This is a genomic window from Chitinophaga rhizophila (assembly GCF_019492185.1).
Taxonomy (GTDB): domain Bacteria; phylum Bacteroidota; class Bacteroidia; order Chitinophagales; family Chitinophagaceae; genus Chitinophaga; species Chitinophaga rhizophila.
On sequence record NZ_JAICCF010000004.1, the window covers coordinates 130,471 to 154,102 of the forward strand.

12 protein-coding genes are annotated in these 23,632 nt (G+C 48.2%); 5 read left to right on the forward strand and 7 right to left on the reverse strand.

Annotation, left to right across the window (positions count from 1 at the left end):
• Positions 1-175: 175 nt before the first annotated feature.
• The gene (locus K1Y79_RS20680) at positions 176-1,156 is read left to right on the forward strand and encodes a cation diffusion facilitator family transporter (RefSeq protein WP_220252100.1); all 981 of its coding nucleotides are present in this window, start codon (positions 176-178) and stop codon (positions 1,154-1,156) included.
• On the opposite strand, the gene K1Y79_RS20685 is transcribed toward K1Y79_RS20680, so the two are convergent.
• Positions 1,157-2,344, reverse strand: a complete 1,188-nt coding sequence (locus K1Y79_RS20685) for a serine hydrolase domain-containing protein (protein ID WP_220252101.1) — start codon at positions 2,342-2,344, stop codon at positions 1,157-1,159.
• Between the two features lie 300 nt (positions 2,345-2,644).
• Here K1Y79_RS20685 and serA point away from each other — a divergent pair, with 300 nt between their 5' ends.
• Positions 2,645-3,883, forward strand: a complete 1,239-nt coding sequence (gene serA, locus K1Y79_RS20690) for a phosphoglycerate dehydrogenase (protein ID WP_220252102.1) — start codon at positions 2,645-2,647, stop codon at positions 3,881-3,883.
• 188 nt (positions 3,884-4,071) lie between these two features.
• Here serA and K1Y79_RS20695 read toward each other — a convergent pair whose 3' ends face one another.
• Together K1Y79_RS20695 and K1Y79_RS20700 are read right to left on the reverse strand one after the other, a co-directional pair.
• The gene (locus K1Y79_RS20695) at positions 4,072-5,985 is read right to left on the reverse strand and encodes a carbohydrate-binding protein (RefSeq protein ID WP_220252103.1); all 1,914 of its coding nucleotides are present in this window, start codon (positions 5,983-5,985) and stop codon (positions 4,072-4,074) included.
• Positions 5,986-6,125: 140 nt separating this feature from the next.
• Positions 6,126-18,866 (reverse strand): gliding motility-associated C-terminal domain-containing protein, encoded by a 12,741-nt coding sequence (locus K1Y79_RS20700; protein WP_220252104.1) that lies wholly within the window; start codon positions 18,864-18,866, stop codon positions 6,126-6,128.
• A 437-nt stretch (positions 18,867-19,303) separates the two neighbouring features.
• Between K1Y79_RS20700 and rpmI the strand changes: the two genes are divergently transcribed.
• The gene (rpmI, locus tag K1Y79_RS20705) at positions 19,304-19,501 is read left to right on the forward strand and encodes a 50S ribosomal protein L35 (RefSeq protein ID WP_162330624.1); all 198 of its coding nucleotides are present in this window, start codon (positions 19,304-19,306) and stop codon (positions 19,499-19,501) included.
• A gap of 51 nt (positions 19,502-19,552) precedes the next feature.
• Positions 19,553-19,897 (forward strand): 50S ribosomal protein L20, encoded by a 345-nt coding sequence (rplT, locus tag K1Y79_RS20710; protein ID WP_220252105.1) that lies wholly within the window; start codon positions 19,553-19,555, stop codon positions 19,895-19,897.
• A gap of 11 nt (positions 19,898-19,908) precedes the next feature.
• Here the strand turns inward: rplT and ispE are convergent, their stop codons facing one another.
• From ispE to K1Y79_RS20730, 4 genes are all read right to left on the reverse strand, one after another.
• Positions 19,909-20,730, reverse strand: coding sequence for a 4-(cytidine 5'-diphospho)-2-C-methyl-D-erythritol kinase (gene ispE, locus K1Y79_RS20715; RefSeq protein WP_236059763.1), 822 nt, complete (start codon positions 20,728-20,730; stop codon positions 19,909-19,911).
• A 67-nt stretch (positions 20,731-20,797) separates the two neighbouring features.
• Entirely contained in the window at positions 20,798-21,400 is a 603-nt protein-coding gene (locus K1Y79_RS20720; RefSeq protein WP_220252106.1) for a bifunctional nuclease family protein, read from the reverse strand.
• 104 nt (positions 21,401-21,504) lie between these two features.
• Complete coding sequence (locus K1Y79_RS20725) at positions 21,505-22,470, reverse strand: electron transfer flavoprotein subunit alpha/FixB family protein (RefSeq protein ID WP_220252107.1); 966 nt, start codon at positions 22,468-22,470, stop codon at positions 21,505-21,507.
• 57 nt (positions 22,471-22,527) lie between these two features.
• A complete protein-coding gene (locus K1Y79_RS20730) occupies positions 22,528-23,268 on the reverse strand; it encodes an electron transfer flavoprotein subunit beta/FixA family protein (protein WP_220252108.1) in 741 nt (246 codons plus the stop codon).
• 51 nt (positions 23,269-23,319) lie between these two features.
• Here K1Y79_RS20730 and K1Y79_RS20735 point away from each other — a divergent pair, with 51 nt between their 5' ends.
• Positions 23,320-23,628, forward strand: a complete 309-nt coding sequence (locus K1Y79_RS20735; protein WP_220252109.1) for a tetratricopeptide repeat protein — start codon at positions 23,320-23,322, stop codon at positions 23,626-23,628.
• The last annotated feature ends 4 nt before the right edge of the window (positions 23,629-23,632 follow it).

The window sequence follows — 23,632 nt, forward strand, 5'->3', positions numbered from 1 at the left end:
GATTTTGGTTGCCCGTCAACGAGCTAAAAGAAAAAAAAATATACTAATATATACTGCTCACGTCAATTAATAACTCAGGACAAATTCGGGCTTTCTACATACAGATTTCAGTCACAAACCCCTACACTAACTTACGCAATATTTTCGTTTTCTTTGTGCATCAATCCAACACGTTTTGCAGAGAAGAGAACTTCGGGTGATACTGGTATCACTGATCGTCAGTTTTATATTAACCGGAACCAAGTTTGCCGCCTGGTTCATGACCCATTCTGTGGCTATCCTATCCGACGCTTTAGAATCTATCATCAATGTCGTAGCCGGGGCTTTCGCCTGTTATAGTATTTACCTCACCGGCAAACCCAAAGATCAGAATCACCCCTATGGCCATGGAAAGGTAGAGTTCTTTTCCATCGGGTTTGAAGGTGCTATGATATTTATAGCCGGCTGCCTTATCCTGTTCAAAGCCGCCCAGTACTTCTTTATTCCAACCGAACTGCATAAATTGGATCAGGGTGTCTGGCTGATCGCCGGAACCACACTGGCTAACCTGATGTTGGGGCTATTCCTGAAAAGAGAAGGGCAAAAACTGAACTCGCTCACCATCTCTGGTAACGCCAAACATATCATGACGGATGTATACAGCAGTATCGGACTGATTGCGGCATTATTGGTTATACACCTGACAGGGTGGGAGTGGATTGATCCGGCCGCATCTGCACTGATGGGGGGATTGATATTACGGCAGGGATATCAGTTGATGCGTACGTCTATCTCCGGACTGATGGATGAAACAGACATGCATGTGGTGGATAAGGTGATACAGGTATTATCTGCAAACAGAAGAGAGAATTGGATAGACATTCATAATATGCGTGTACAGCAATATGGCAATAATTATCACATTGATTGCCACCTTACGCTGCCTTATTATCTTGAACTCAGCGATGCGCATGATGAGCTGAAAGCGATTGAGCACCTCGTGAATGCCTCATTTGCTTCGGGAGAAGTGGAATTTTTTATCCATATAGATCCCTGCATACCTTCCTGTTGTCATTACTGCCGGCTGGAGAAGTGCCCGGTGAGACAGGAGGTCTTTACGGGTACCATTGTATGGACGAAGGAGAACGTGTTGCCTAACAGGAAGCATGGGGAGTAATTATTCCTCCCCTTCCTCGGTACCATGGCCTAAGATGGCACTGATGGGTTTTACCGCTCTATAGATATTGCGGTTATATTTATTCCCGAGAATAATAATAGTAGAAGTATCCTTGATGATACGGTTGAACACAGTATTATTGCCATGCCACCAGCCATTATGATATACAATCTCGCTGCTGTCAGGATTTATCATTAAACGCCAGCCGAGTCCGTAATTCCGGACGCCTGGACGTTCATTACTATAAGGCGTATAAGCTGCTTTGATCGTCTCAGGCTTGAACAGCTGACCACTATAAAGGGCCTGGTCCCATTTGAGCATATCGCGCGCGGTACTGTAAATACCTTTATCACCCACTACACCATCAAAGTAAGTATCCGGTTCCAGCTGACCATTATATTTATGGCTGATAGTCTGATGTGGACGAGCGGCGGCGGTAGGATCATATACAAAGGTATTGTTCATACCGAGCGGGCCGAAGAAGGTCTGCTGCATGAACGCTGCGTACTTCTGTCCGCTTACCTGTTCAATGATGGCGCCTAACAGCATATAATTGGTATTACAATACTGGAAATGTGTTCCCGGCTTATATTGAATACGCGGACGGTGTCTGATCATCAGCTGAATCACATCTTCGTTAGAAAGGAATTTATCCTTATCCGGCCAGATGCTGTCGCAGAAGTAGAGATAATTAGGCAGGCCGCTCCGGTGGTTGAGCAACATCTCTACGGTAATACCTCTGTATGGAAATTGCGGATAATATTTCTGAATGGAATCTGACAGACTGAGCTTTCCTTTTTCCATCAGGGCAAGAACGCCCATGCCGGTAAACGTCTTTGAAACGGAAGCCAGCTGGAAAGACGAACTATCATTGATAGCAGAAGTCTTATTACGATAATTTTCCAGGCCATGGTATTTCTCAAAAATCACTACGCCCTTCTTGGCAACGATCATTGAACCGTTAAAGCCGGCGCGGACCATATTCTGATAAAAGCCGTTTAATTCAGTCTGCTGGGATTTGGTAACGGGGGAGTTGAGAATAGCCAGAGCGGTTTCACTCATCACTTCCGTTCGTGGGGTATCAGGTTTATTTTTGGTTTCTTTATTGTTCGCGGCATTACTCTGGCAGGCAGTAATGGCATACAAGGCCATACCAGAGACAGTCAATGCGATATAAGCTGCTTTCATTCTGCTAGTTAGAGTCGGTTCTGTATCTGCTTAATTGTATAGGTACTAAAATTAGGCCCTAATGAATTGTTACACAAAAAAAACAGTCGGCAAAACACGATTTTAAAGGTATTTTAAGATTTAAAGGTTAAAAACCCTTAAAAAAGGGCCAAATTTGACTTTAATTTTGACGAAATCAAATTCGGGGGACACACTGTTTGATATTTGCCTAACATCTTTTAGGTTTGTGCCTTCGTTTCGCCATATAACAATTATTAAGCCAATTGTTCTTTGCAATTGGTAACACATAAAATATAAGCAATGGATCAGCAAAAGTTGACAAGTTATCCGAAGGAGAAGATCAATATTTTATTGTTGGAGAATATCAGCGATGCCGCCGCAGCGGAGTTTACATCGGCAGGATATGCCAACGTAAAAAGGTTGTCGGGCGCATTAGGCGAGGAAGATCTGATCCGTGAAGTGAAAGACGTGCATCTGCTGGGCATACGCTCTAAAACGCAGGTCACCCGGAAGGTATTGGAAGCGGCTTCCAAGCTACAGGCCGTTGGTTGTTTTTGCATTGGTACCAACCAGGTAGATCTGAAAAGCGCCCGTGAATTAGGGGTTGCCGTTTTTAATGCTCCATACTCAAACACCCGCTCCGTAGCTGAGCTGGTGATTGGTTTGTCGATCATGCTGATCCGCCGTATTCCTGACAAGAATACTGCTGCCCATGAGGGTATCTGGATGAAGGAAGCTAAAGGTAGCTATGAACTGAGGGGTAAATCGCTCGGTATTGTTGGTTACGGTAATATTGGCAGCCAGGTCAGCGTATTGGCTGAAGCGCTGGGAATGAATGTATTCTATTATGATGTAGAGACCAAACTACCACTTGGTAACGCAGTACAGGTACGTACGCTCGAAGCGCTGTTCGAGCAGGCGGATATTATCTCCCTGCACGTACCCTCTACCAAGTCTACTGCAAATATGATCAACAAAGAGACCCTGCAGTATGCAAAGAAAGGAGCTATCTTCATCAACTACGCCCGTGGCGAAGTAGTGGAACTGAATGATCTGAAAGATGCACTGACCAGCGGCCATTTATCCGGTGCGGCTATTGACGTGTTCCCGGTTGAACCTGAAAAGAATGGTGCAGCCTTCTCTACGCCGTTGCAGAAATTATCTAACGTGATCCTTACCCCGCATATCGGTGGTAGCACTGAAGAAGCACAGCATAATATCGGACTGGATGTAAGCGCGAAGATGCTGAACTACCTGGAAAAAGGTGCCAGCTTTGGTTCTCATACTATTCCTGCTATCAGTGTACCGGCTATTGATCATACGCACCGTATCCTGCACATTCACCAGAACGTACCGGGTGTATTGTCAGAGATTAATACTGTATTATCACAGAACAAAATCAATATCCTGGGACAGTATCTGAAAACGAACGATGCCATTGGTTACGTGGTATTAGACGTGGATAGTAAGTTGTCTAAAGAAGCATTTGCGCTGCTGAAAGATGTGAATCATACTATTAAAACAAGACTGCTGTATTAAGCTGGTCTGATAATAAATTGAAAAGGGCGTACTGTTGTAACAGTGCGCCCTTTTTCATTAACCGGTAGCCTATAACGTACCCTCTTTGATATTATTTTAACAAAATTGCTTGTTCGTCGCGTCTTCGCCGCTAGTCCGTCGCTAGTTCGTTGCTAGTTCGTCCGGGCAAGGAGCAAAATATCATCAGGCTATTCTGCCTTCTGTATTTTGATACGCTGGTGAATATTACCACTGGAAATGTCCAGGATATAGATACCCTTCGGCAGATTTGCCGTCTGCAATGAAGCAACAGATTGTTTACCTTTTACCACAGATCGTAGGACTTGCCTGCCGTTAAGATCATATATAGTGGCAATATGCGAAGCATAACCAGGTGGTATTGTGTAGTTCAGCTGACTGCCGAACGGATTTGGATACACGTTCACCGCGGTGTTGTTATTTTCTGTTGATGCAGGCAATGTTGACGCAGTGGTAACAGCAGCAGGTACCGGTCCGACAATGGAGAAGCTAAACTGCTCCCAACTGCCTGCAGTGGCTTTGGTACAGGTCATTGGCGCAGCGCCGTTTTCGGAAGATATGTACAAACCATTATTACCCCGTAGAGAGATGGTGCCATTAGCATTTGTTATCCAATCAAACGTTTCTGTATTGCCGGGCGATGTACGGTTGCAGGTGATTGCCTGTGTACCATTTTCGGAAGATACATATTTGCCCATACTCCGGAGGTGTACTTTGCCTGTACCTGCATTCCACACAGAAAACTGCTCCCATGTCTGCGGCGCTGCTCTTTCGCAGGTCATGGCTTTTGTACCATTTTCTCCGCTTACATACATGCTGTTATTACCTCTTAAAGTGATAATCTGGCCTACCGGAATCGGTGCCGGATTGGAGGTGTTAGAAAACTGTATCCAGTTCAGGTTAAAACCACCGGTTGCAATTTGGATGCGGATCGTCTGTTCGCCGGCAGGCAATGTTGCCGTTGTACTCACGGTCGTCCAGGTCTGCCATCCACCGGTTACAGGTACCGTAGCCGTTGCCAGCGTAGCGCCGTCTTTTCTGAGTGCGATAGCGCCGCCGGCCGTCTGACTGGCTACTCTGAACTGCACATTATAAGTACCCGCGGTCAGTACGTTGACGCGGTAATCCAGCCAGTCGCCGGTGTCGGTATATCCGATGTTTTGTCCGCCGCCGGTATCGGTAGTGGTTTCCGTCTGAAGTCCGTTCATGCTGGTGTAGCTTTCTGCCTGCACCGTGCCTGGGATGGGTATAGCAGGAGCGGGGCCGGGATCAGCGCCACCGAGCCACAGTAATCCGTCGATTATAAAACGGTTCTGTATTTCACTGGCGAAGGTGGATGACTTAGGCGTGTTATTGCTATAGTTCATGTCATTGTGCCCGAAGTTAGCGTACAACATCCGGAAGTTCCTGTTGGTCCAGATGATGGGATAGTATCCGCTGGTCCATGATTGATTGGGGTCGGTCCCCAGTGGGAAGCTGACAGGATCTACGGAAGCTAGTATGCGGATGTTACTGTTGGCGCGCAGGTCGTTGGTCCAGCTGTACCATTCACTGACGGCGGACGTGAATGTTGCCGGCAATCTCAGGGTACTTGGGTGGGTACGGTCTTCTGTGCGTAGTGTTGCCGTGGTAGGGCCCCAGGTATTATTCCGGAAGTTGCCGGTACCGAGCAAGGTATTGTGGTACCAGCTCCACTCGCCGGAATTGGTGGTGAAGGCGGATACGTGAAAGCCCATCCATGCGCCGCCGTTCTGCATGTATTGCTGGAAGGCAGTGCGTTGAGCCGTACCGGAGGGCAGGTCATCGAGAAACAGGACGACCTGGTATTGCGACAGGAATGCGGCGTTCAGGTTGTTCCAGTTGTTGGTGGCTTCGTATGAGAAGTTGTATTGGGCAGCGATGGAGGGAAACCATTGATTGGCTTCCTGCACAAAGCTGATGTGGGCGGCGTCCCATGTGCCATTGTAAAAGGCAATGACTTTGAACCGGGGCGTTTGCGCCTGTGAAGGGAGGGCTGCTATCAGCAGCAGGAATAATGCGACGGTGCGCATTATCCGTTTGTAACGGAGAACGTGGATTGTCATGAGGGACAGATTTTAACAGTTATGAAGAGGGTCGTATAGGGTTACCTATGTTGATGAAGTTAGTGAAAATGGGGTATCTGTCAAAAAGAAAGGCGCCCCGGAAAAACCGGGACGCCTTTGCCTATTGTACTTTACACTTCTTATCTGATAGCGGTTACTTCACCTTTCACAACATTTACAGCACCACCAAGTACCTTCTTGTAGCTCAGCATCCATACATAAGTACCATTTTCCACGAGGGCGCCTTTGTATCGGCCATCCCATCCCTGTTTCTGATCCTTGCTCAGGAAGATCAGCTCACCCCAACGGTTGTAGATACGTAAGTCGTAATCATACATAGGTCCACGAACGACAGGTTTGAAGCTATCATTATGGCCGTCACCGTTAGGCGTAAAGCCTGTTGGGAAATGTGGTTTAGGTTCACATGGCTGGTAGCGGACTACTATCTGGTCTGACATAGCGCCACACTCGTTGGAAATAGTCACTGTGTAAGTGCCAGGAGTGGTTACCCTGAACGTTGAGGAGGTGGAACCATCCTGCCAACGGATCTGGTTACCTGCACCAGCATTTACTCTCAGTGTCAGATCTTCGCCAATACACAGCATCGTGTCACGACCGAGGTCAAATTCAGGAATACCTGCTACAGTTACATTTACACTATCCATGGTAATTCTTGAACAGAATCTGTCCATAACAGACACTACATATTTACCGGCGCCAGTGATTTCTTTCACCGGATTAGTATCACCGTCATTCCAGAGGTAAGAGATGGCGTCAGGGTGAGTAGCGTCAACCACTACACGTCCGCCGTTACAGAACTCTCTGTCTGGTCCGAGGTCGATATCCAGGTCAGGTCTGAGCGTGACAGTTACATTTTCAGTAACTACGCAACCATCGCGGGTTACAGTCACGTCGTAGTTGCCTGGTCTTGATACTACGATCGAATTGGTTGTTTCACCAGTGTTCCACAATACGGAGCCACCATCAGGATCAACGTTCAGCATCGCTGTTTCGTTAGGACAGATCTCCAGGTCGTTGGTTACAACTACAGCAGGAGGGGTACCTACAAGAACAACAACTTCAGCGTGGGTTGTACAACCATTTACAGTCACATCCACACTATAAGTACCAGTAGCATTTACAGTGATAGAAGCGGTGGTAGCACCGGTTGACCATACATAGCTGCCGCCATCAACATAAGCGTTCAGCGTTACGGATTCGCCCTGACAGATTGCAGTATCGCGGATATTAACTACCGGCGGCATATTTACTATCACCTTCACAGAGTCTGTGGTTGCACAGATACCGTTGGTAACAGTAGCGTAATAAGTACCGGCGGTGCCTACTTCGATAGTCTGGGTGGTAGCACCTGTAGACCAGCGGATTGGGTAAGCAGCATTATCAATACCGGCATCGAGGGTGACAGTGCTACCTTGACAGATAGTTACGTCGTTACCCAGTTCAACAACCGGTTTGGTTACATATTGCAGGTCATAAGTTACCGGATCGGAAACGCAACCTGTTACACCATCAGTTACAGTGAAGGTAGCCTGAGTAGCGCCGTTCAGGTCAAACACGTTGCTGCTCTGAGTCAGCGGTGTAGGCACTGCGTTAGCTGGTACTACGCTCACGAGGGTGAACCGAGGTCTTGTTACTTTGTTCAGCAACAGTACTGCAAATTTGGTATTGTTTGAACAGTTTGCAGGCATGTTAGGATCCAGGGCCGGTTTCGGACAAGGATTTACTGTGATGGTCTGCACACGTTCGATGGCCTGGTTACCACATGCATCGGAGATAGTCCATCTTCTTGTGATGGTATAACCGTTACACAGGTCTACTGTAAACGGATCCTGTACCATTGTTGCCTTCTTAGGGAAGGTAGCGTCACAGTTATCACGTGCATACAGGGTAGCCGCAACCGGGATAGCATCTCCACAATTCAGCGTTACGTTGGTCGGAGCCGGGTCGATAACTGGTCTTGTGGTATCCGTTACGGTAATTACCTGGCGGAAAGTGGCTGTATTGTTACAAGCGTCTCTAGCAGTCCAGACACGGATCAGGCGGTAGTTGCTTGCGCAGGCTCCCTGGATGGTTTCGCGGCTCTGGGTGTAGGAGATTCTCACAGCGCTGCAATTATCGGTAGCCCTCAGATTGGTCGGAGGAACCGGAACCGCATCACAACTTACTGTGGTATCGGCAGGCGGCGCTACTACGAACACCGGCCTTGTAGTATCCTGTACAGTGATCACCTGCTGCATTACGTTGGTATTACCGCAGTTATCAGTTGCTGTCCAGGTACGGGTTAATCTGTAGCTGCTTGCGCATGAAGAAGACAGGTTATCTCTTCTTTCAGTGAGTCTTACAGTTACATTGGAGCTACAGTTGTCTGTAGCGGTGATAGCTTCAACAGATGGTACCCTGTCGCAATCAACAGTGATTGCAGGAGGTACTGTCATGGAGAATCTAGGTCTGATAGTATCCTGAACAGTGATAGTCTGAGTCAGTACGGTTCTGTTACCGCAAAGGTCAGTAGCTGTCCAGGTACGGATGATCTGGTAGTTATCAGCACATCTGCTACCGGAGAGATTTCTACGAATATCTACCGGATTCACAATGATGTTACCAGGCGTACAGTTGTCTGTAGCGGTCAGCGGAGCGCCAGCAGGAACCTTATCACAATCAACAGTGATGTTGGAAGGAGCAGGGTTGCTGAACACAGGAGGCGTCATGTCTCTGACAGTGATCACCTGTCTGAGGGTATCGCTTGCGTTACCGCATGCATCAACTGCCACCCATTTACGGATCAGTTGATAGTTGCTTGCACATGCACCTGGCTGGTCAACTCTTACTTCGATAGGAGTGATGGTCATTGTGCCGTTACAAGCGTCGTTAGCAGTCAGTGTTACCGCAGCAGGAACCTGGTCACACTCTACAGTTACGTTAGCAGGAGCTGTACCTGTGAATACAGGAGCTGTTCTGTCAACAACTGTAATAGTCTGTTGTGCCTGAGTGGTGAGACCGCATCGGTCAGTAGCTGTCCAGGTACGCATGATGGTGGTTGTACAAGCATCAACGTTGACAGTTACATCGTTATGGGTGATGGTCAGCGGCTCATTATCGTAAGGAGCGTGGCTGAACACCGGTGTACCGAATCGCTGGGTGTAGTCAGTACCCTGTACGCAATCCACAGTAACAGGACCAGGTACGGATATAACTACCGGAGGAATGTTCATCAGGGTCAGCATTACTGCGTTGCTGATGTTACCGGTACAAGCACCTGACATTACCACACGTCTGTACCACGTATTACGGGTGATCATCGGCGGGGTGAATGTGGCGTCGGTACCACCTACGGTTACGTTAGCGAAACCGGTTGTAGCATTTGTGGTACTTACCTGCCACTGATAAGTGTAGGTACCGTTACCACCGCTTAAGGTAGCACCCTGCAGCATGCCAGGAGTTTCGTTTGCACAAAGCAGCTGATCAGCGGTGATGGTGTTACCCAGGATAGCAGCCTGGTTGGTCAGCACCACATCATCAGGAACAGATGTACATGTTCCGTTAGTAATTGTCCAGCGCAGGGTTACTGTCTGACCGGAAGCAACTCTTACGGTTGTGTTAGGATCATTTGGATTAATGATAGTAGCAGCGCCACTTACGATTGTCCAGATACCTCTTGCGTTAGCAGGGGAAGGTGTGTTACCTGCCATTGTGAAGTTTGGATCATCACAATGTGTCTGGTCAGCGCCAGCAGCAGCGTTCACCGGCATTTCGTAGTTAGTGAGTCTTACTGTATCTGTGGTTACGCACAATCCGTTAGAGATTGTCCATACCGCATTAACAACAACACCGGCAGGTACAGTGATAACTGCATTTCTGTTAGTGCTGTCGGCTACTGCGAAGGAAGCACCGGTACCAGTAACTGGTATCAGACTCCATCTGCCAGTACCTACAGAAGGTGCCTGGGCGGCCATAGTAAATGACGGGTTGTTACAGTGTGTCAGGTCGCCACCGGCGTTAGCCGCAGCAGGAGCCACAAAGTTGGTCAGTCTTACAGTATCAGTTGTTACGCAGACACCGTTAGAGATTGTCCATACCGCGTCAACAATTACACCAGCAGGTACGGTGATCACCGCATTTCTGTTAGTGCTGTCGGCTACTGCGAAGGAAGCGCCGGTACCAGTAACTGGTATCAGACTCCATTTACCTGTACCTACAGAAGCAGCGTTGGCAGTCATTCTGAAAGCTTCGGTATTACACTGTGCCAGGTCGGAACCAGCAACAGCGGCAGTCGGCATTACATAGTTAGTCAGTCTTACAGTGTCAGTTGTTACGCAGACACCGTTTGTAATAGTCCATACAGCGTTCACCACAACACCGGCAGGTACATTGATTACCGCGGCAGGGTTGGTGCTGTCAGCTACTGCGAAGGAAGCGCCGGTACCAGTTACGGTAATCAGGCTCCATTTGCCGGTACCTACAGAAGCTGTGTTAGCAGCCATTGTGAAGGCAGGCGTGTTACACTGTGCCTGGTCGGCGCCAGCGTTAGCAGCAGTTGGCATTACATAGTTAGTCAGTGATACAGTGTCTCTGGTTTCACACACACCATTGGTGATGATCCACACAGCCTGTGCTGTTTCACCGGCAGGAACATTAATTACAGCGGTTGGATTAGTGCTGTCAGCTACTGCGAATGAAGCAGTAGAACCAGGCAGTAGGTTCCATCTGCCAGTACCTACAGATGGCGCGTTAGCAGCCATTGTAAATGCAGGCGTGTTACATTGTTGCTGATCACGGCCGGCATTTGAAGGAGCAGGCATTTCTCTGTTGATCAGAACAACTTCGTCAGAAGTCACACACACACCATTGGTAATGGTCCATGTAGCAGTTACTGTCACACCCGCAGGTACGTTAATAACAGCGTTAGGATTGGTGCTGTCAGCCACTGCGAATGAAGCAGTAGTGCCGGCAGTCAGTGTCCATCTGCCAGTACCTACAGAGGCTGTATTAGCAGCCATAGTGAAGGTAGCGTTGTTACAGTGTTCCTGATCGTCGCCTGCTGCAGCAGCAGTTGGCATTTCATGGTTGATCAGTACAACGGTGTCAGTTGAAGGACAAGTACCGTTGGTGATGGTCCAGATAGCTATTACTGTGTCGCCCGCAGGAACGTTAATCAGCGCAGACGGGTTGTTATCGTCGCCAGCATTGATAGAACCGGTAGATCCGGCAGTCAGCGTCCAGGTGCCGGTAGCGCCAGGAACGTCAGGAGTATTAGCAGTCATGTAGAAAGTAGAGATGTTACACTCTTCCTGATCAGGACCTGCATTAGCAGGAGCCGGGGTGAGGAAGTTAGTCAGTTCAACATCTGCGTAGTTTGAACATGTACCGTTAGTGATAGTCCAGCGCAGGATAGCAGATTCGCCGTTTGGCACAGTGACGTGTGCAATCGGGTTATTTACTTCACCTGTTCTGATAGTAGCGTTACCGCTTACAACGGTCCAGCTACCTACAGCGCCAGCAACTGTTGGCGCGTTAGCAGCAGTTACGAAGTCAGTACCCGCACATTTTGACTGGTCAGGACCAGCGTCAGCCACATCAGGTTCCTGGTAGTTAGTGATGATTACATCATCTGTAGAAGAACAAGTACCGTTAGCAATTGTCCATCTCAGTGTTACAGATGTACCAGCAGGAATCATGATGCCTGCTGTCGGGTTGTTAATCTGTGCAGCAGGGAAAGTGAATCCTGCAGGCGCAGAAGATACCACGCTCCAGGTACCTGTTGCGGTAGCAACAGAAGGAGCATTGGCAGCCAGGGTGAATGTAGACGTGTTGTTACAGTCTTCCTGGTCAGGACCTGCAGCAGCAGCAGTTGGTGCGATGTGGTTTACAAGTGTAACCTCGTCCGACTGAGAGCAGGTACCATTAGTAGCGGTCCAGCGCAGGGTCACGGTTGTACCGGCAGGTACAGTGATCGTAGCGGTAGGATTGTTTACGCTGGCAGCAGGGAAGGTAAATCCTGCAGGCGTAGAAGAGACAACGCTCCATGCACCTGTTCCGGTAGTGATAGCGTTAGCTGCCAGTACGAAGGAAGGTGTATTACACTGGGCCTGGTCAGCGCCAGCGTTTGGCGTAGTCGGAGGTGCATCATTTCTGAGCACTACCTCATCAGCAGAAGTACAGATGCCGTTAGTGATCGTCCAGCGCAGGGTTACAGTAGTACCTACAGGTATTGTAACATTCGCGGTAGGATTAGTCGTCTGAGCGGCAGTCAGTGTAAATGTGCCAGGAGTAGCGGAAACAACGCTCCATGCACCCGTACCTACAGTCGGCGTGTTAGCCGCCAGGGTAAAGGCTGTGTTATTACATTGTGCCTGATCAGGACCAGCAGCTGCAGTTGTAGGCAGCGGCGTGTTAGTCAGCACAACATCGTCAGTAGAAGAACAGGTTCCGTTAGTAACTGTCCAGCGCAGCGTAACAGTAGTACCAACAGGTACAGTGATAGCAGCGGTTGGGTTACTGATGCTGGCAGCAGGGAAAGTGAATCCTGCAGGCATAGAAGATACCACGCTCCATGCACCGGTACCGGAAGTCGGCGCATTCGCCGCCAGGGTAAAGGCGCTGTTGTTACATTGTTCCCGATCCGGACCTGCAGCAGCAGTTGTCACAGGCGCGTCGTTTCTTAATGTAACAGTGGAGGCAGCAGTACATGTACCATTTACTACCGTCCATGTAGCTACTACAGAAGTACCAACAGGCACGTTAATAGTAGCGGTAGGGCTGTTCTGCTGACCTGCAGCGATAGTCGCTGTAGTACCAGCAGGCAGTGTCCATGTACCGGTCATACCAGCACCAGGCGTGTTAGCCGTCATGGTGAAGGCAGCGATATTACACTGAGCACGGTTAGCGCCAGCTGAAGCAGTTGGCGGTGCATCGTTCCTTAATGTAACAGTAGAAGTAGTTGTACATGTACCGTTTGTAACAGTCCATGTAGCTACTACAGAAGTACCAACAGGTACGTTGATGGTAGCGGCAGGGTTGTTCTGCTGACCCGCAGCGATAGTCGCTGTAGTGCCGGCAGGCAGTGTCCATGTACCAGTCATGCCAGTACCAGGGGTATTAGCCGCCATAGTGAAGGCAGGGTTGTTACATTGTGCGCGGTTAGCACCAGCTGTAGCAGTTGGTGGCGCATCATTTCTCAATGTAACAGTAGAAGTCGCGGTACAGGTACCGTTTACTACAGTCCATGTAGCTACTACAGAAGTACCAACAGGTACATTGATAGTAGCGGCAGGGTTGTTCTGCTGACCCGCAGCGATAGTCGCTGTAGTGCCGGCAGGCAGTGTCCATGTACCAGTCATGCCAGCACCAGGCGTGTTAGCCGTCATGGTGAAGGCAGAGATATTACACTGAGCACGGTCAGCGCCAGCTGAAGCAGTCGGCGGTGCATCGTTTCTTAATGTAACAGTAGAAGTAGCCGTACAGGTACCGTTTACTACAGTCCATGTAGCTACTACAGAAGTACCAACAGGTACGTTGATAGTAGCGGTAGGGCTGTTCTGCTGACCCGCAGCGATAGTCGCTGTAGTGCCGGCAGGCAGTGTCCATGTACCGGTCATACCAGCACCAGGCGTGTTAGCCGCCATGGTAAATGCAGCGATATTACACTGAGCACGGTTAGCGCCAGCTGAAGCAGTTGGCGGTGCATCGTTTCTGAGGCGTACTATGTCGCTGGTGCTACATGTACCATTTGTGATGGTCCACACCGCATCAACAGTTACACCTGCAGGAACAGTAATCACCGCAGCGCGGTTGTTAACGCTGGCAGCAGGAATGGTAGCACCGGTACCTACAACAGGCACAAGCGTCCATGTACCCTGTCCTACAGTAGCAGCGTTGGCTGCCATAGTGAAGGAAGAGTTGTTACATCTTGCCTGGTCAGGTCCTGCATTTGCAGCAGCCGGAGCGGCATCGTTGGTCAGAACAACATCGTCTGTAGAACTACATTGTCCGTTAGTGATTGTCCAGCGCAGGGTCACGGTAGTACCAGCAGGTACAGTGATTGCAGCAGTACGGTTATTTATACTACCAGCAGGGAAAGTGAAACCTGCAGGAGTAGAAGAAACCACGCTCCACGCACCGGTCATACCGGTTCCTGGTGCGTTAGCAGCCAGGGTGAAGGCAGTGTTATTACATTGAGTCTGGTCTGGGCCTGCATTAGAAGGAGTAGCCGGAGCGGAATTGCTCAGGATTACATCATCAGTGAGGACACAGGTACCGTTAGTAGCGGTCCAGCGCAGGGTCACAGTTGTACCGGCAGGTACAGTGATCGTAGCGGTAGGATTGTTTACGCTGGCAGCAGGGAAGGTAAAGCCTGCAGGCGTAGAAGAAACAACGCTCCATGCGCCGGTACCGGTAGTGATAGCATTAGCTGCCAGCACAAAGGTAGGCGTGTTACACCTGGACTGGTCAGGACCAGCGTTTGGTGTAGTTGGCGGTGCATCGTTTCTAAGTACTACCTCATCAACAGAAGTACAGGCACCGTTAGTGATCGTCCAACGCAGCGTTACAGTATTGCCTACAGGAATAGTAACATTAGCGGTAGGATTACTCATCTGAGCGGCAGTCAGTGTAAATGTACCAGGAGTAGAAGAAACTACACTCCATGCACCCGTACCTACAGTCGGCGTGTTAGCCGCGAGGGTAAAGGCAGTATTATTACATTGAGCCTGATCAGCACCAGCTGCAGCAGTTGTAGGCAGTGGTCTGTTAATCAGTATTACATCGTCAAAAGAAGAACAAGTGCCGTTAGTGATCGTCCAGCGCAGGGTTACAGTAGTACCTACAGGTACAGTGATAGCCGCAGCGCGGTTGTTGATACTTGCAGCAGGGAAAGTGAAACCGGCAGGAGTAGAGGAAACTACACTCCATGTACCAGTCATGCCTGTACCTGGGGCGTTAGCCGCTAGGGTAAAGGCACTGTTGTTACATTGTTCACGATCCGGACCTGCATTGGAAGTCGTTGCAGCCGCATCGTTTCTTAATGTAACAGTAGAGGAAGCAGTACAGGTACCGTTTACTACAGTCCATGTAGCTACTACGGAGTTACCCGCAGTCACATTGATAGTAGCGGCCGGATTGTTCTGCTGGCCGGCAGCAATTGTAGCTGGCGCGCCTGCAGGCAGAGTCCATGTACCGGTCATACCAGCACCAGGGGTGTTAGCCGTCATAGTGAAGGCACTGGTATTACAATTTGTCTGATTTGCACCAGCTGTAGCAGTTGGTGGCGCATCGTTTCTCAGCACTACATCGTCAGTGCTGGTACAGGTACCATTCGTGATGGTCCAACGTAAAGTAACTGTCTGTCCGGCAGTTACGTTCACCACTGCGGCGCGGTTAGCACGCTGAGCGGCTGTTAAGGTATAAGACGCAGGAGAAACGACAGACCATGCACCGGTCATACCAGTAGCAGGAGCGTTAGCAGCCAGCGTGAAAGCAGGGGTATTACATTGCGCCTGATCTGGACCAGCTGCAGCAGTTGGCTGTACATCATTTCTCAGTACAACGTCGTCGCTGCTGGTACAAGCGCCATTTGTAATCGTCCAGCGTAATGTTACAGTTTGTCCGGCAGTTACGTTTACAACGGCTGCACGGTTGCTGATCTGAGCAGCAGTCAGGGTGTATCCTACAGGAGAAACCACAGACCATGCACCAGTCATACCGGTACCCGGCGCATTAGCGGCCAGGGTGAATGCAGGCGTGTTACACTGTGCCTGATCAGGACCCGCATTAGCAGTAGTCGCTGCAGTATAAACAGTTACGGTACCACTAGCGCAGGTGGTGTTACCACAGGAGCCGGTGATACTTTCAGCACGTACATAATAAGTAGTAGTAGCGGTTACAGGCACCGTGATAGAAGCGCCGGTTCCTACAGGAGTACCGATACCACAACCACCGGCATACCATACCCAAGCTGCGTTAGGGGTGCCATCAGGTCTAGTACCCAGGGTGCCGCCTACAACAGTCAGGGTAGTTGTACCCGATATACAAATGCTAGGAGATCCTACAGTTACACTTGTTGGAGCAGTTGGCGGAGTGGCAACACCGACAGTAAATCTTACGGTAGAGTCACAACCAGCTGCAGCGCTGTTCCTATAGGTCATATTGAAGCTATAGTTACCAGCAGGAGTGTTGGCAGGAATAGGAATGGTCATCGGCCATGTACGGATGGTATCATTCGTGATAGCCACAAATCCAGGCATGGCAGGAGTACCTGTAGTGATGCTGTAAACATCCGGGTTACCTTTTGTGGATATGGTATCCAGCGCGAAGGAAGTAACGGTGTTACAAATATCTGCTACGGGAGCAAGTCTAATAACCGGACGTGTTGTTTTATGCAACACAACCTCATCAACCACCGGCGTACAACCGCCAGCATTGGTGATAGACCATCTTAATACGATGTCCTGCTCATTTACCAGAGAAGTAACAGTTGTATTAGGGTCATGAATGTTGGCAATGGTAGCATTACCACTAACGAGCGTCCAGGTACCCTGTTCAGCATATGGGCCGGTAAGGGTTGCATCCGGAGCGCTGGCTCTCATTCTGAACACGTTGTCAGTACCACACTTAGTAGTATCCGGACCAGCGTCGCTGTTGGAAGGATCGAACATCAGTGTCAGTACAACAGATGCTGTATCAGTACAAGCGTTGTTAGCGCTGCTTCTTACAGACCATCTCAGGCGTACACTGGTACCGCCTTTTCTAACAGTTACCCTTGTGTTACGAAGGTTAGGGAAGAGAATCTGTGCATAGTCTCTCAGGTCAATACCTACAGTATCAGCAGGTGCGCCCGGACCCCATACATCAGCTATAGTCCATGTACCGGTTTCACCTGCTGCCAGCTGGGCATTCATGGTGAAGTTACCTGTTCTGTTTACACTTGCACAGGCAATCTGGTCAGGTCCCGCGTTAGCGACAGGTACCGGTGTTACATTAATAATAAAAGGAGCCGATTGAACACGACATACATCACCAGGCGTACGTACTACGACAGTGAAGATGCCTTCTTCCGGCGAATTTACCTGTACCTGAGAGAGAGTGGTCATGCCATCGTATCCAGGTAGGTGAGTCAGGTTCCCATTTACATCTGGTCCCTGGAACCATTCAATAATGTTTGTACCATTATTAATAGCGTCGTTGATACGGATATCAACAGAAGAACCAGCACAAATATTCTGTGAAGTAGATACTACTTCAACAATTGGTGCATCGACAGAGCTGATAAACGCAGTGTTGGAGTCCACACACGTATGACCGTCGGCGTAATCTACGTAACCATATACCATGATAGTGGTGTCTCCGAGTACCTGAATGGTTCGGGTTTCACCAGTATATCCGGGCAGGTCTCTCCATGTAAACCTGTCAAAGCCTCCCGAGGCTTGTAGTTCGACAAAGGCCCCCGCACAGACCTGACTTCTGGTCAGGTAGAGCTGAGGCATTGGTAATATTGTCAACCGGACAAATTCTGAAGGCGCGGCACACGAGACGGCGTCACTGCCTGTTTCATAAATTCGTACGCGGAAACGGTAAGAGGTAGGAACTGTTCTAGTACCTTTCAGTTCACCTGGAGGAATGACCAGGTCTCTTGACTGGTTGGTACCAAATGGAACGTTGTTGTAAGTGAGTCCTTCATCGTCACTCATCTCCCATTGGTAGGAAGGGTTTACGAAGTAGTCAGAAGGAGTGTAGCTGGAAGTGAGGGTAATAGGAGCGCCTTCGCAGACAACTTCCGCGAGGTTATCTGTTTTACCCAGAATTGACGCTGTGATGCTTGGGCTACAATATGCGAATTCGATATCGTCAATCGCGATATCGTTACCACAACCACCAGGTTTGTTATTAATAATCTGTACTATGACAGCATCAACGTTTGAAGGAACCGTAAAGGAGCCGCCGTATTTCTGCCAGCTCGATCTTGGGTTACTCAGGTCCATTGATACGTTATAGGTCGGGAAGTTTGCCAGGACCTGTGAAGGGTTGTTGGCATTCACGACCTGGAAGGTTACACCTGCGTACTGATAGCCATATCCACAGGTACCTTCGAAAACGGCAAGAGGGTTGACGTTAATCAACCATGCACTAAAGTTGTAAACAGATCCCCGACAGAGACCGGTTACTGTTTTCTGGTAAAATCTCCTCGGCTGATAAGCTGAGTTGGCAACAAGCATTGCACCACGGTTATTACCGGTGTGGTCTGTGTTGTTAACCCAGTCTGGTTTCAACTGAGTTGTGTGTGAAATTGCATAATAGTTGTCGGCTAGTTCACCGCTGCCCTGGTAGTCGTAGGTAACGACACCATCAATCGGGTATCTTCTGCGGTTAACGCCATTTGCCATTGTACCGAAGTCCTCAAAGAAGCCGGGTTTATCATTGGCTTCGTTGGTACCACATATATTAATGGTACAATCCATCGCGACAATCCTGCGGGTAAACGTCTGGGTCCTTGCGGCTCCATTGTCTGTGTAGGGCAGGGTGATGGTCAGGGTATAAATACCAGGCTGCATAAATTGCAGTGTCAGCGACTTTGTTCGTTGCAGTTTTGCTGCTTTCGTTGTCGCTGAGGTATTACCTGTGTAGAGCACCTCATAATCTGCATCAGACCCTGAGGGGCCAGCTATAGACCATGAAGCCTGATCGGTCACCCTGTATCGGTTACTGGTGACCACCATCGCGTTGACGCTAAGGTATTTTGTTTGACCAGCCGTACTACTGGCGGTCGAAACGCAGACCGTATCCGGCGTGTTAATATATATGGTCTGTGCCTGCACCATCCCAACGGCGCAGAACAGGATCATACATATAAGGAAAAGAATCTTTTTCATCAGTAGGTGTTTTGTGAAAAAAGTATCAGGGGGGATGCGACTAGACATCGCGCCAACTGACGGATTTACAATAGCTTACCGATCGTTCGAAGTTCCAATCCCTCACCGGAATGGCTTTTTGAGAAGTGTAAAGTGTTTCCATAGGCTTGATCATTTTTTACTTGATATGGCTAAGAAATGAGACTATTTTAAAATTAAAATTATGATTAATATAGTAAATATAAAAAATGTGTATATATTCTAAAGAGTCTTATACAAGGGTAATTGTAAATAAGTAACTGGTGGGAATTTGATATTCAGTACCTTAGTGGCGCGAAAAAAAGTTTACTGCTGTGGATAAAAGTTATCCACAGTCATGAGACGTTAATAAATATTTTATAACACGTGCTTGTTGTTTAAAATATTTACCTACCTTTGCAGACCAAATTTGATGTAAGATGCCCAAAGTAAAGACTCATTCCCGGGCGAAGAAGACCTTCAAGGTTACCGGGAGCGGACAGATTAAGCGGTATAATGCTTTCAAAAGTCACTTGCTGACCAAGAAATCTACCAAGAGAAAACGCCACCTGAGAGGTAGCAGCCTTGTCGATTCGGCTAACCTGAACCTGGTAAAAAGAATGCTTGCTCTCAGATAATGAGAAGTGGTGTTGAGTAATTAATTATTAACCTGATCAAAAAAGCACTATATGCCTCGTTCAGTAAATGCTGTTGCTTCCAGGGCCCGCAGGAAGAAAATTTTAAAGCAGGCCAAAGGCTTCTACGGTAAAAGGAAAAATGTTTATACCGTAGCGAAAAACGTATTGGAGAAAGGTCTTACGTATAGCTACGTAGGCCGTAAACTCAAGAAAAGAAACTACCGTCAGCTGTGGATCGCGCGTATTAACGCTGCAGTTCGCGCAGAAGGTATTACTTACTCTGAGTTTATCCATAAATTGTCAGAAAAGAATATCGACCTGAACAGGAAAGTATTAGCTGATCTGGCGATGAATGAACCAGAAACTTTCAAGAATCTGGTTGCTTCCGTTAAGTAATCTGTTAGCGATTAAAGCATAAATACTTTGTAGCCGGTGTTGATATCAATACCGGCTATGCTGTTTTTAGGGAAGATCCCAACAAAAGCCGACCCACTACCACTCATAGCTGCATATACCGCTCCCGCAGCATACAATGTATCCTTGATCTCCGCTAACTCCGGATGTGCCGGAAATACCGCTGCCTCAAAATCATTCGAGATAATCTCTCTCCACTGCTCAACCGGTTGTGCAATGCTATCCCTCAGAGATAATACAGGCACTTTTGGCGTGATCCTACTAAAAGCCCATCCTGTGTTGATATGGATGCCCGGATAAACAAGTACAAAACTCCAGGAAGACAGATCGAGGTTAACAGGTGTCATGATTTCTCCTCTGCCAGTTGCATACACTGCCTTGTTCTCTATAAAAAACGGACAGTCGCTTCCAAGTGCCGCTGCATAGGTAATCAATTGCTCTTTCGAGATACCCAGCTGAAAACGGTTATTGAGTGTCTGTAGCATAAACGCTGCATCTGAAGAACCACCTCCCAGGCCTGCACCAATAGGAATATGCTTGTGCAGGTGAATATCCACTTCCGGCAAATCTGCAAAGTCCTGCTTCAGCAACCGCCACGCTTTCAGGCACAGATTATCGGCACTGTTGCCAGGTACGGCTATACCGGATGTTGTAAAAGAAAGGCTGCCCGGACTGATCACTTCAAGTGCATCTGTAAGGGGGAGTGGATAGAAGACAGTTTCCAGTTCATGAAACCCGTCAGGTCTTTTGCTGACTACGTGCAGACCGAGGTTAATTTTACAGTTTGGGAAGACGATCATGGTATAAAAAACCATAAACCATAGCTATTAGAACTATGGTTTATGGATCATTTATCGATAATAAAATTTGTTAAGATAAGCATCAACGGCTTTTGCGGCTGTTGATCTCGTCGCGTATAGCGATAGCACGGATATAATCTTCCTGTTCCAGTACTTCCTGCAGCAGTTGATTCAACTCATCCAGGTTAAGTACTTTCAGGTCGTCTTCCGCACCTTTTTCGTGTTCAGAGATAGTAGGAGTTACCGGCTTAACACCGCTTTTCTTGCCAGCAGGATCGTCGAGGAGGATGCCTGCGCTATTGAGAATGTTTTCGTAAGTGAAGATAGGACAGCCAAAGCGTACAGCCAGTGCCAGTGCATCAGAAGTACGTGAGTCAATCTCTATCGTTTCGTCATTACTATAACAGATCAATTTTGAATAAAAGATTCCTTCCTGCAGGTTGCTGATAACTACTTCGTGCAATTCAATATTGAATGCATTCATAAAGTTCTTCATCAGATCGTGTGTTAACGGGCGGCTGGGTTGCATCTTTTCTAACGCCACGGCTATCGCCTGAGCTTCAAATCCACCTATTACGATAGGCAGACGGCGCAAACCGTTCACTTCTCCCAAGACTACGGCGTAAGAATGTGTTTGCGTTATGCTATGCGATAAAGCAACTATTTCCAGTTCTATTTTTCTCATATCTGTCCTGCGTTGTCGCTGAATATTTTATAAGAACGTGAAGTTAGAAAAAATATTCCTTATCTAAAAAACAGATAATAAGTTAGTGCGTTGATGCGCTACACTTATTTCAGTTCCTGTATGGCCGCTGTTAATTTAGGAACCACTTCAAAGGCATCGCCGACTATACCATAGTCTGCTGCTTTAAAAAATGGCGCTTCTGGGTCCTTATTGATCACCACAATGACCTTACTACCGTTTACGCCTGCCAGGTGCTGAATAGCCCCTGAAATGCCTATTGCAATGTATAGATTCGGGCGTACGGTAAGACCTGTCTGACCAACGTGTTCATGATGGGGACGCCATCCGGTATCTGCAACAGGGCGGGAACAGGCTGTGGCTGCTCCCAGTGCTTTTGCCAGATCTTCCACAAGTCCCCAGTTTTCAGGTCCTTTTAGTCCTCTGCCACCACTTACCACAATCTCTGCCTCAGTCAGTGGAATTTCTCCGCTAACTGTTTCTGTACTGCTCACCTTTACTTTAAAATCTGCGTCGTTAACAGCAGGGGAGAAGGCAGCTACTGTAGCTTTTGCTGCTGTAGGTTCCAGCGCAAAAGTATTTGGCATAACAGCAATCACTTTTTTATCGGAAGTGATATTTACATTGGCAAATGCCTTGCCGGAAAATACGCTCTTCTTAACAACGAAACCATTACTGGTATCAGGTAGTGAAATGGCACCGGAAACAAAGCCGGCTTTCAGGCGTGCGGCCACTCTTGGCGCTACTGCCTTACCATCAAAATTGTGGGGAAATACAATGAGCTGTGCGCCTTCCTGCTCAACAGCTGCTGCAATAATCTTAGTGAATACGGAGCCTTCCACTTCATTCAGCCGGGCATCTGCCACGTGGAGTACTTTTGTTGCGCCATAGCTACCCAGGGCTTCCAGCTCTGCATTGTCTGCTGCACCAAGTACCAGTGCTGTCGCACTTACACCCAGCTGCTGTGCAACTTTAGCGCCATATTGTATTGCTTCAAATGCTACTTTCTTAACCTTTCCGTGGGCCTGATCTGCGAATATTAAAACTGACATGTTTGACGTAGAATTTAAGTGCTAAAAAATAGGGGAGAACTGCATCTGCAAATATGACTAAATCACCTTTGCTTCGTCGTGCAGTAATTTCACCAGCTCGGCTACATTGTCCGGACTGATAAGCTTAACACCAGCTTTGGCCGGCGGCAGCTCAAAGCTGGTTACCGTGGTTAACGCTTCTGCAGCTACGGGTTCTACAACAGCCAATGGCTTGGTACGTGCAGCCATGATACCACGCATGCCAGGTATACGTTGTTCTGCCATTCCTTTCTGACAGGATACTACTACCGGAAGCGCCACTTTCACGATTTCCTCGCCACCTTCTATCTCTCGATTAATAGTTGCTTCCGTGCCACTCAGTTCAAACTTTGCAGCAATAGAAACATAAGGCATTTCCAGTAATTCAGCTACCATGCCGCCGATAGCTGCACCATTGTAATCAATGGTTTCCTTACCTGTAAATATCAGGTCATAACCCTGCTTGCGCGCATGCTCAGCAATCTGTGTAGCAATATAGAAACTATCCTGGCTGTCTGTGTTGATGCGGAATGCCTCATCTCCACCCAATGCCAGGGCTTTACGAATAATCGGCTCAGTGTCTGCGCCGCCAACGGTTACAAGATGAACGGTAGCGCCCAGCGTTTCTTTCAGTTCAAGGGCACGAACCAGGGCATACCATTCATCGTAGGGGTTAATGATGAACTGTACACCCGCCTCATTGAATTTCGTGTTGTTGTCTGTGAAAGCTATTTTTGCAGTCGTGTCCGGAGTTTTACTAATACAAACTAAAATCTTCATGGCCTAAACTGTTTTATGTTTTAAAGCGGTATGAGCAAATATATTTAAATAATGGATAGAATAGCCAGGATAAAGGAATTTCTTAAAACCAGTCCGAATGACAGCTTCCTGAAGCATGCACTTGCGCTTGAGTACATCAAGCTGGGAGATGATGCCGGTGCCAGACAGCTGTTTGAAGAGTTACTGGCGTACGAACCAGGATATGTCGGTTCTTACTATCAGCTGGGCCGTCTGCTCGAAAGAGCCGGTCTTCAGGCAGAAGCCATCGCTGTATTTGAAAAAGGCATGCAGATGGCAAAAGCAGCCAATGACAAACATGCCTATAATGAATTGCAGGCTGCATTGGACGATCTGATTTAACTTA

Excerpts from the sequence above, each read along its gene's own strand:
- K1Y79_RS20685 (WP_220252101.1), bottom strand. The coding sequence starts at position 2,344 with ATGAAAGCAGCTTATATCGCATTGACTGTCTCTGGTATGGCCTTGTAT.
- serA (WP_220252102.1), top strand. The coding sequence starts at position 2,645 with ATGGATCAGCAAAAGTTGACAAGTTATCCGAAGGAGAAGATCAATATT.
- K1Y79_RS20695 (WP_220252103.1), bottom strand. The coding sequence starts at position 5,985 with ATGACAATCCACGTTCTCCGTTACAAACGGATAATGCGCACCGTCGCA.
- K1Y79_RS20700 (WP_220252104.1), bottom strand. The coding sequence starts at position 18,866 with ATGAAAAAGATTCTTTTCCTTATATGTATGATCCTGTTCTGCGCCGTT.
- rpmI (WP_162330624.1), top strand. The coding sequence starts at position 19,304 with ATGCCCAAAGTAAAGACTCATTCCCGGGCGAAGAAGACCTTCAAGGTT.
- rplT (WP_220252105.1), top strand. The coding sequence starts at position 19,553 with ATGCCTCGTTCAGTAAATGCTGTTGCTTCCAGGGCCCGCAGGAAGAAA.
- ispE (WP_236059763.1), bottom strand. The coding sequence starts at position 20,730 with ATGGTTTTTTATACCATGATCGTCTTCCCAAACTGTAAAATTAACCTC.
- K1Y79_RS20720 (WP_220252106.1), bottom strand. The coding sequence starts at position 21,400 with ATGAGAAAAATAGAACTGGAAATAGTTGCTTTATCGCATAGCATAACG.
- K1Y79_RS20725 (WP_220252107.1), bottom strand. The coding sequence starts at position 22,470 with ATGTCAGTTTTAATATTCGCAGATCAGGCCCACGGAAAGGTTAAGAAA.
- K1Y79_RS20730 (WP_220252108.1), bottom strand. The coding sequence starts at position 23,268 with ATGAAGATTTTAGTTTGTATTAGTAAAACTCCGGACACGACTGCAAAA.
- K1Y79_RS20735 (WP_220252109.1), top strand. The coding sequence starts at position 23,320 with ATGGATAGAATAGCCAGGATAAAGGAATTTCTTAAAACCAGTCCGAAT.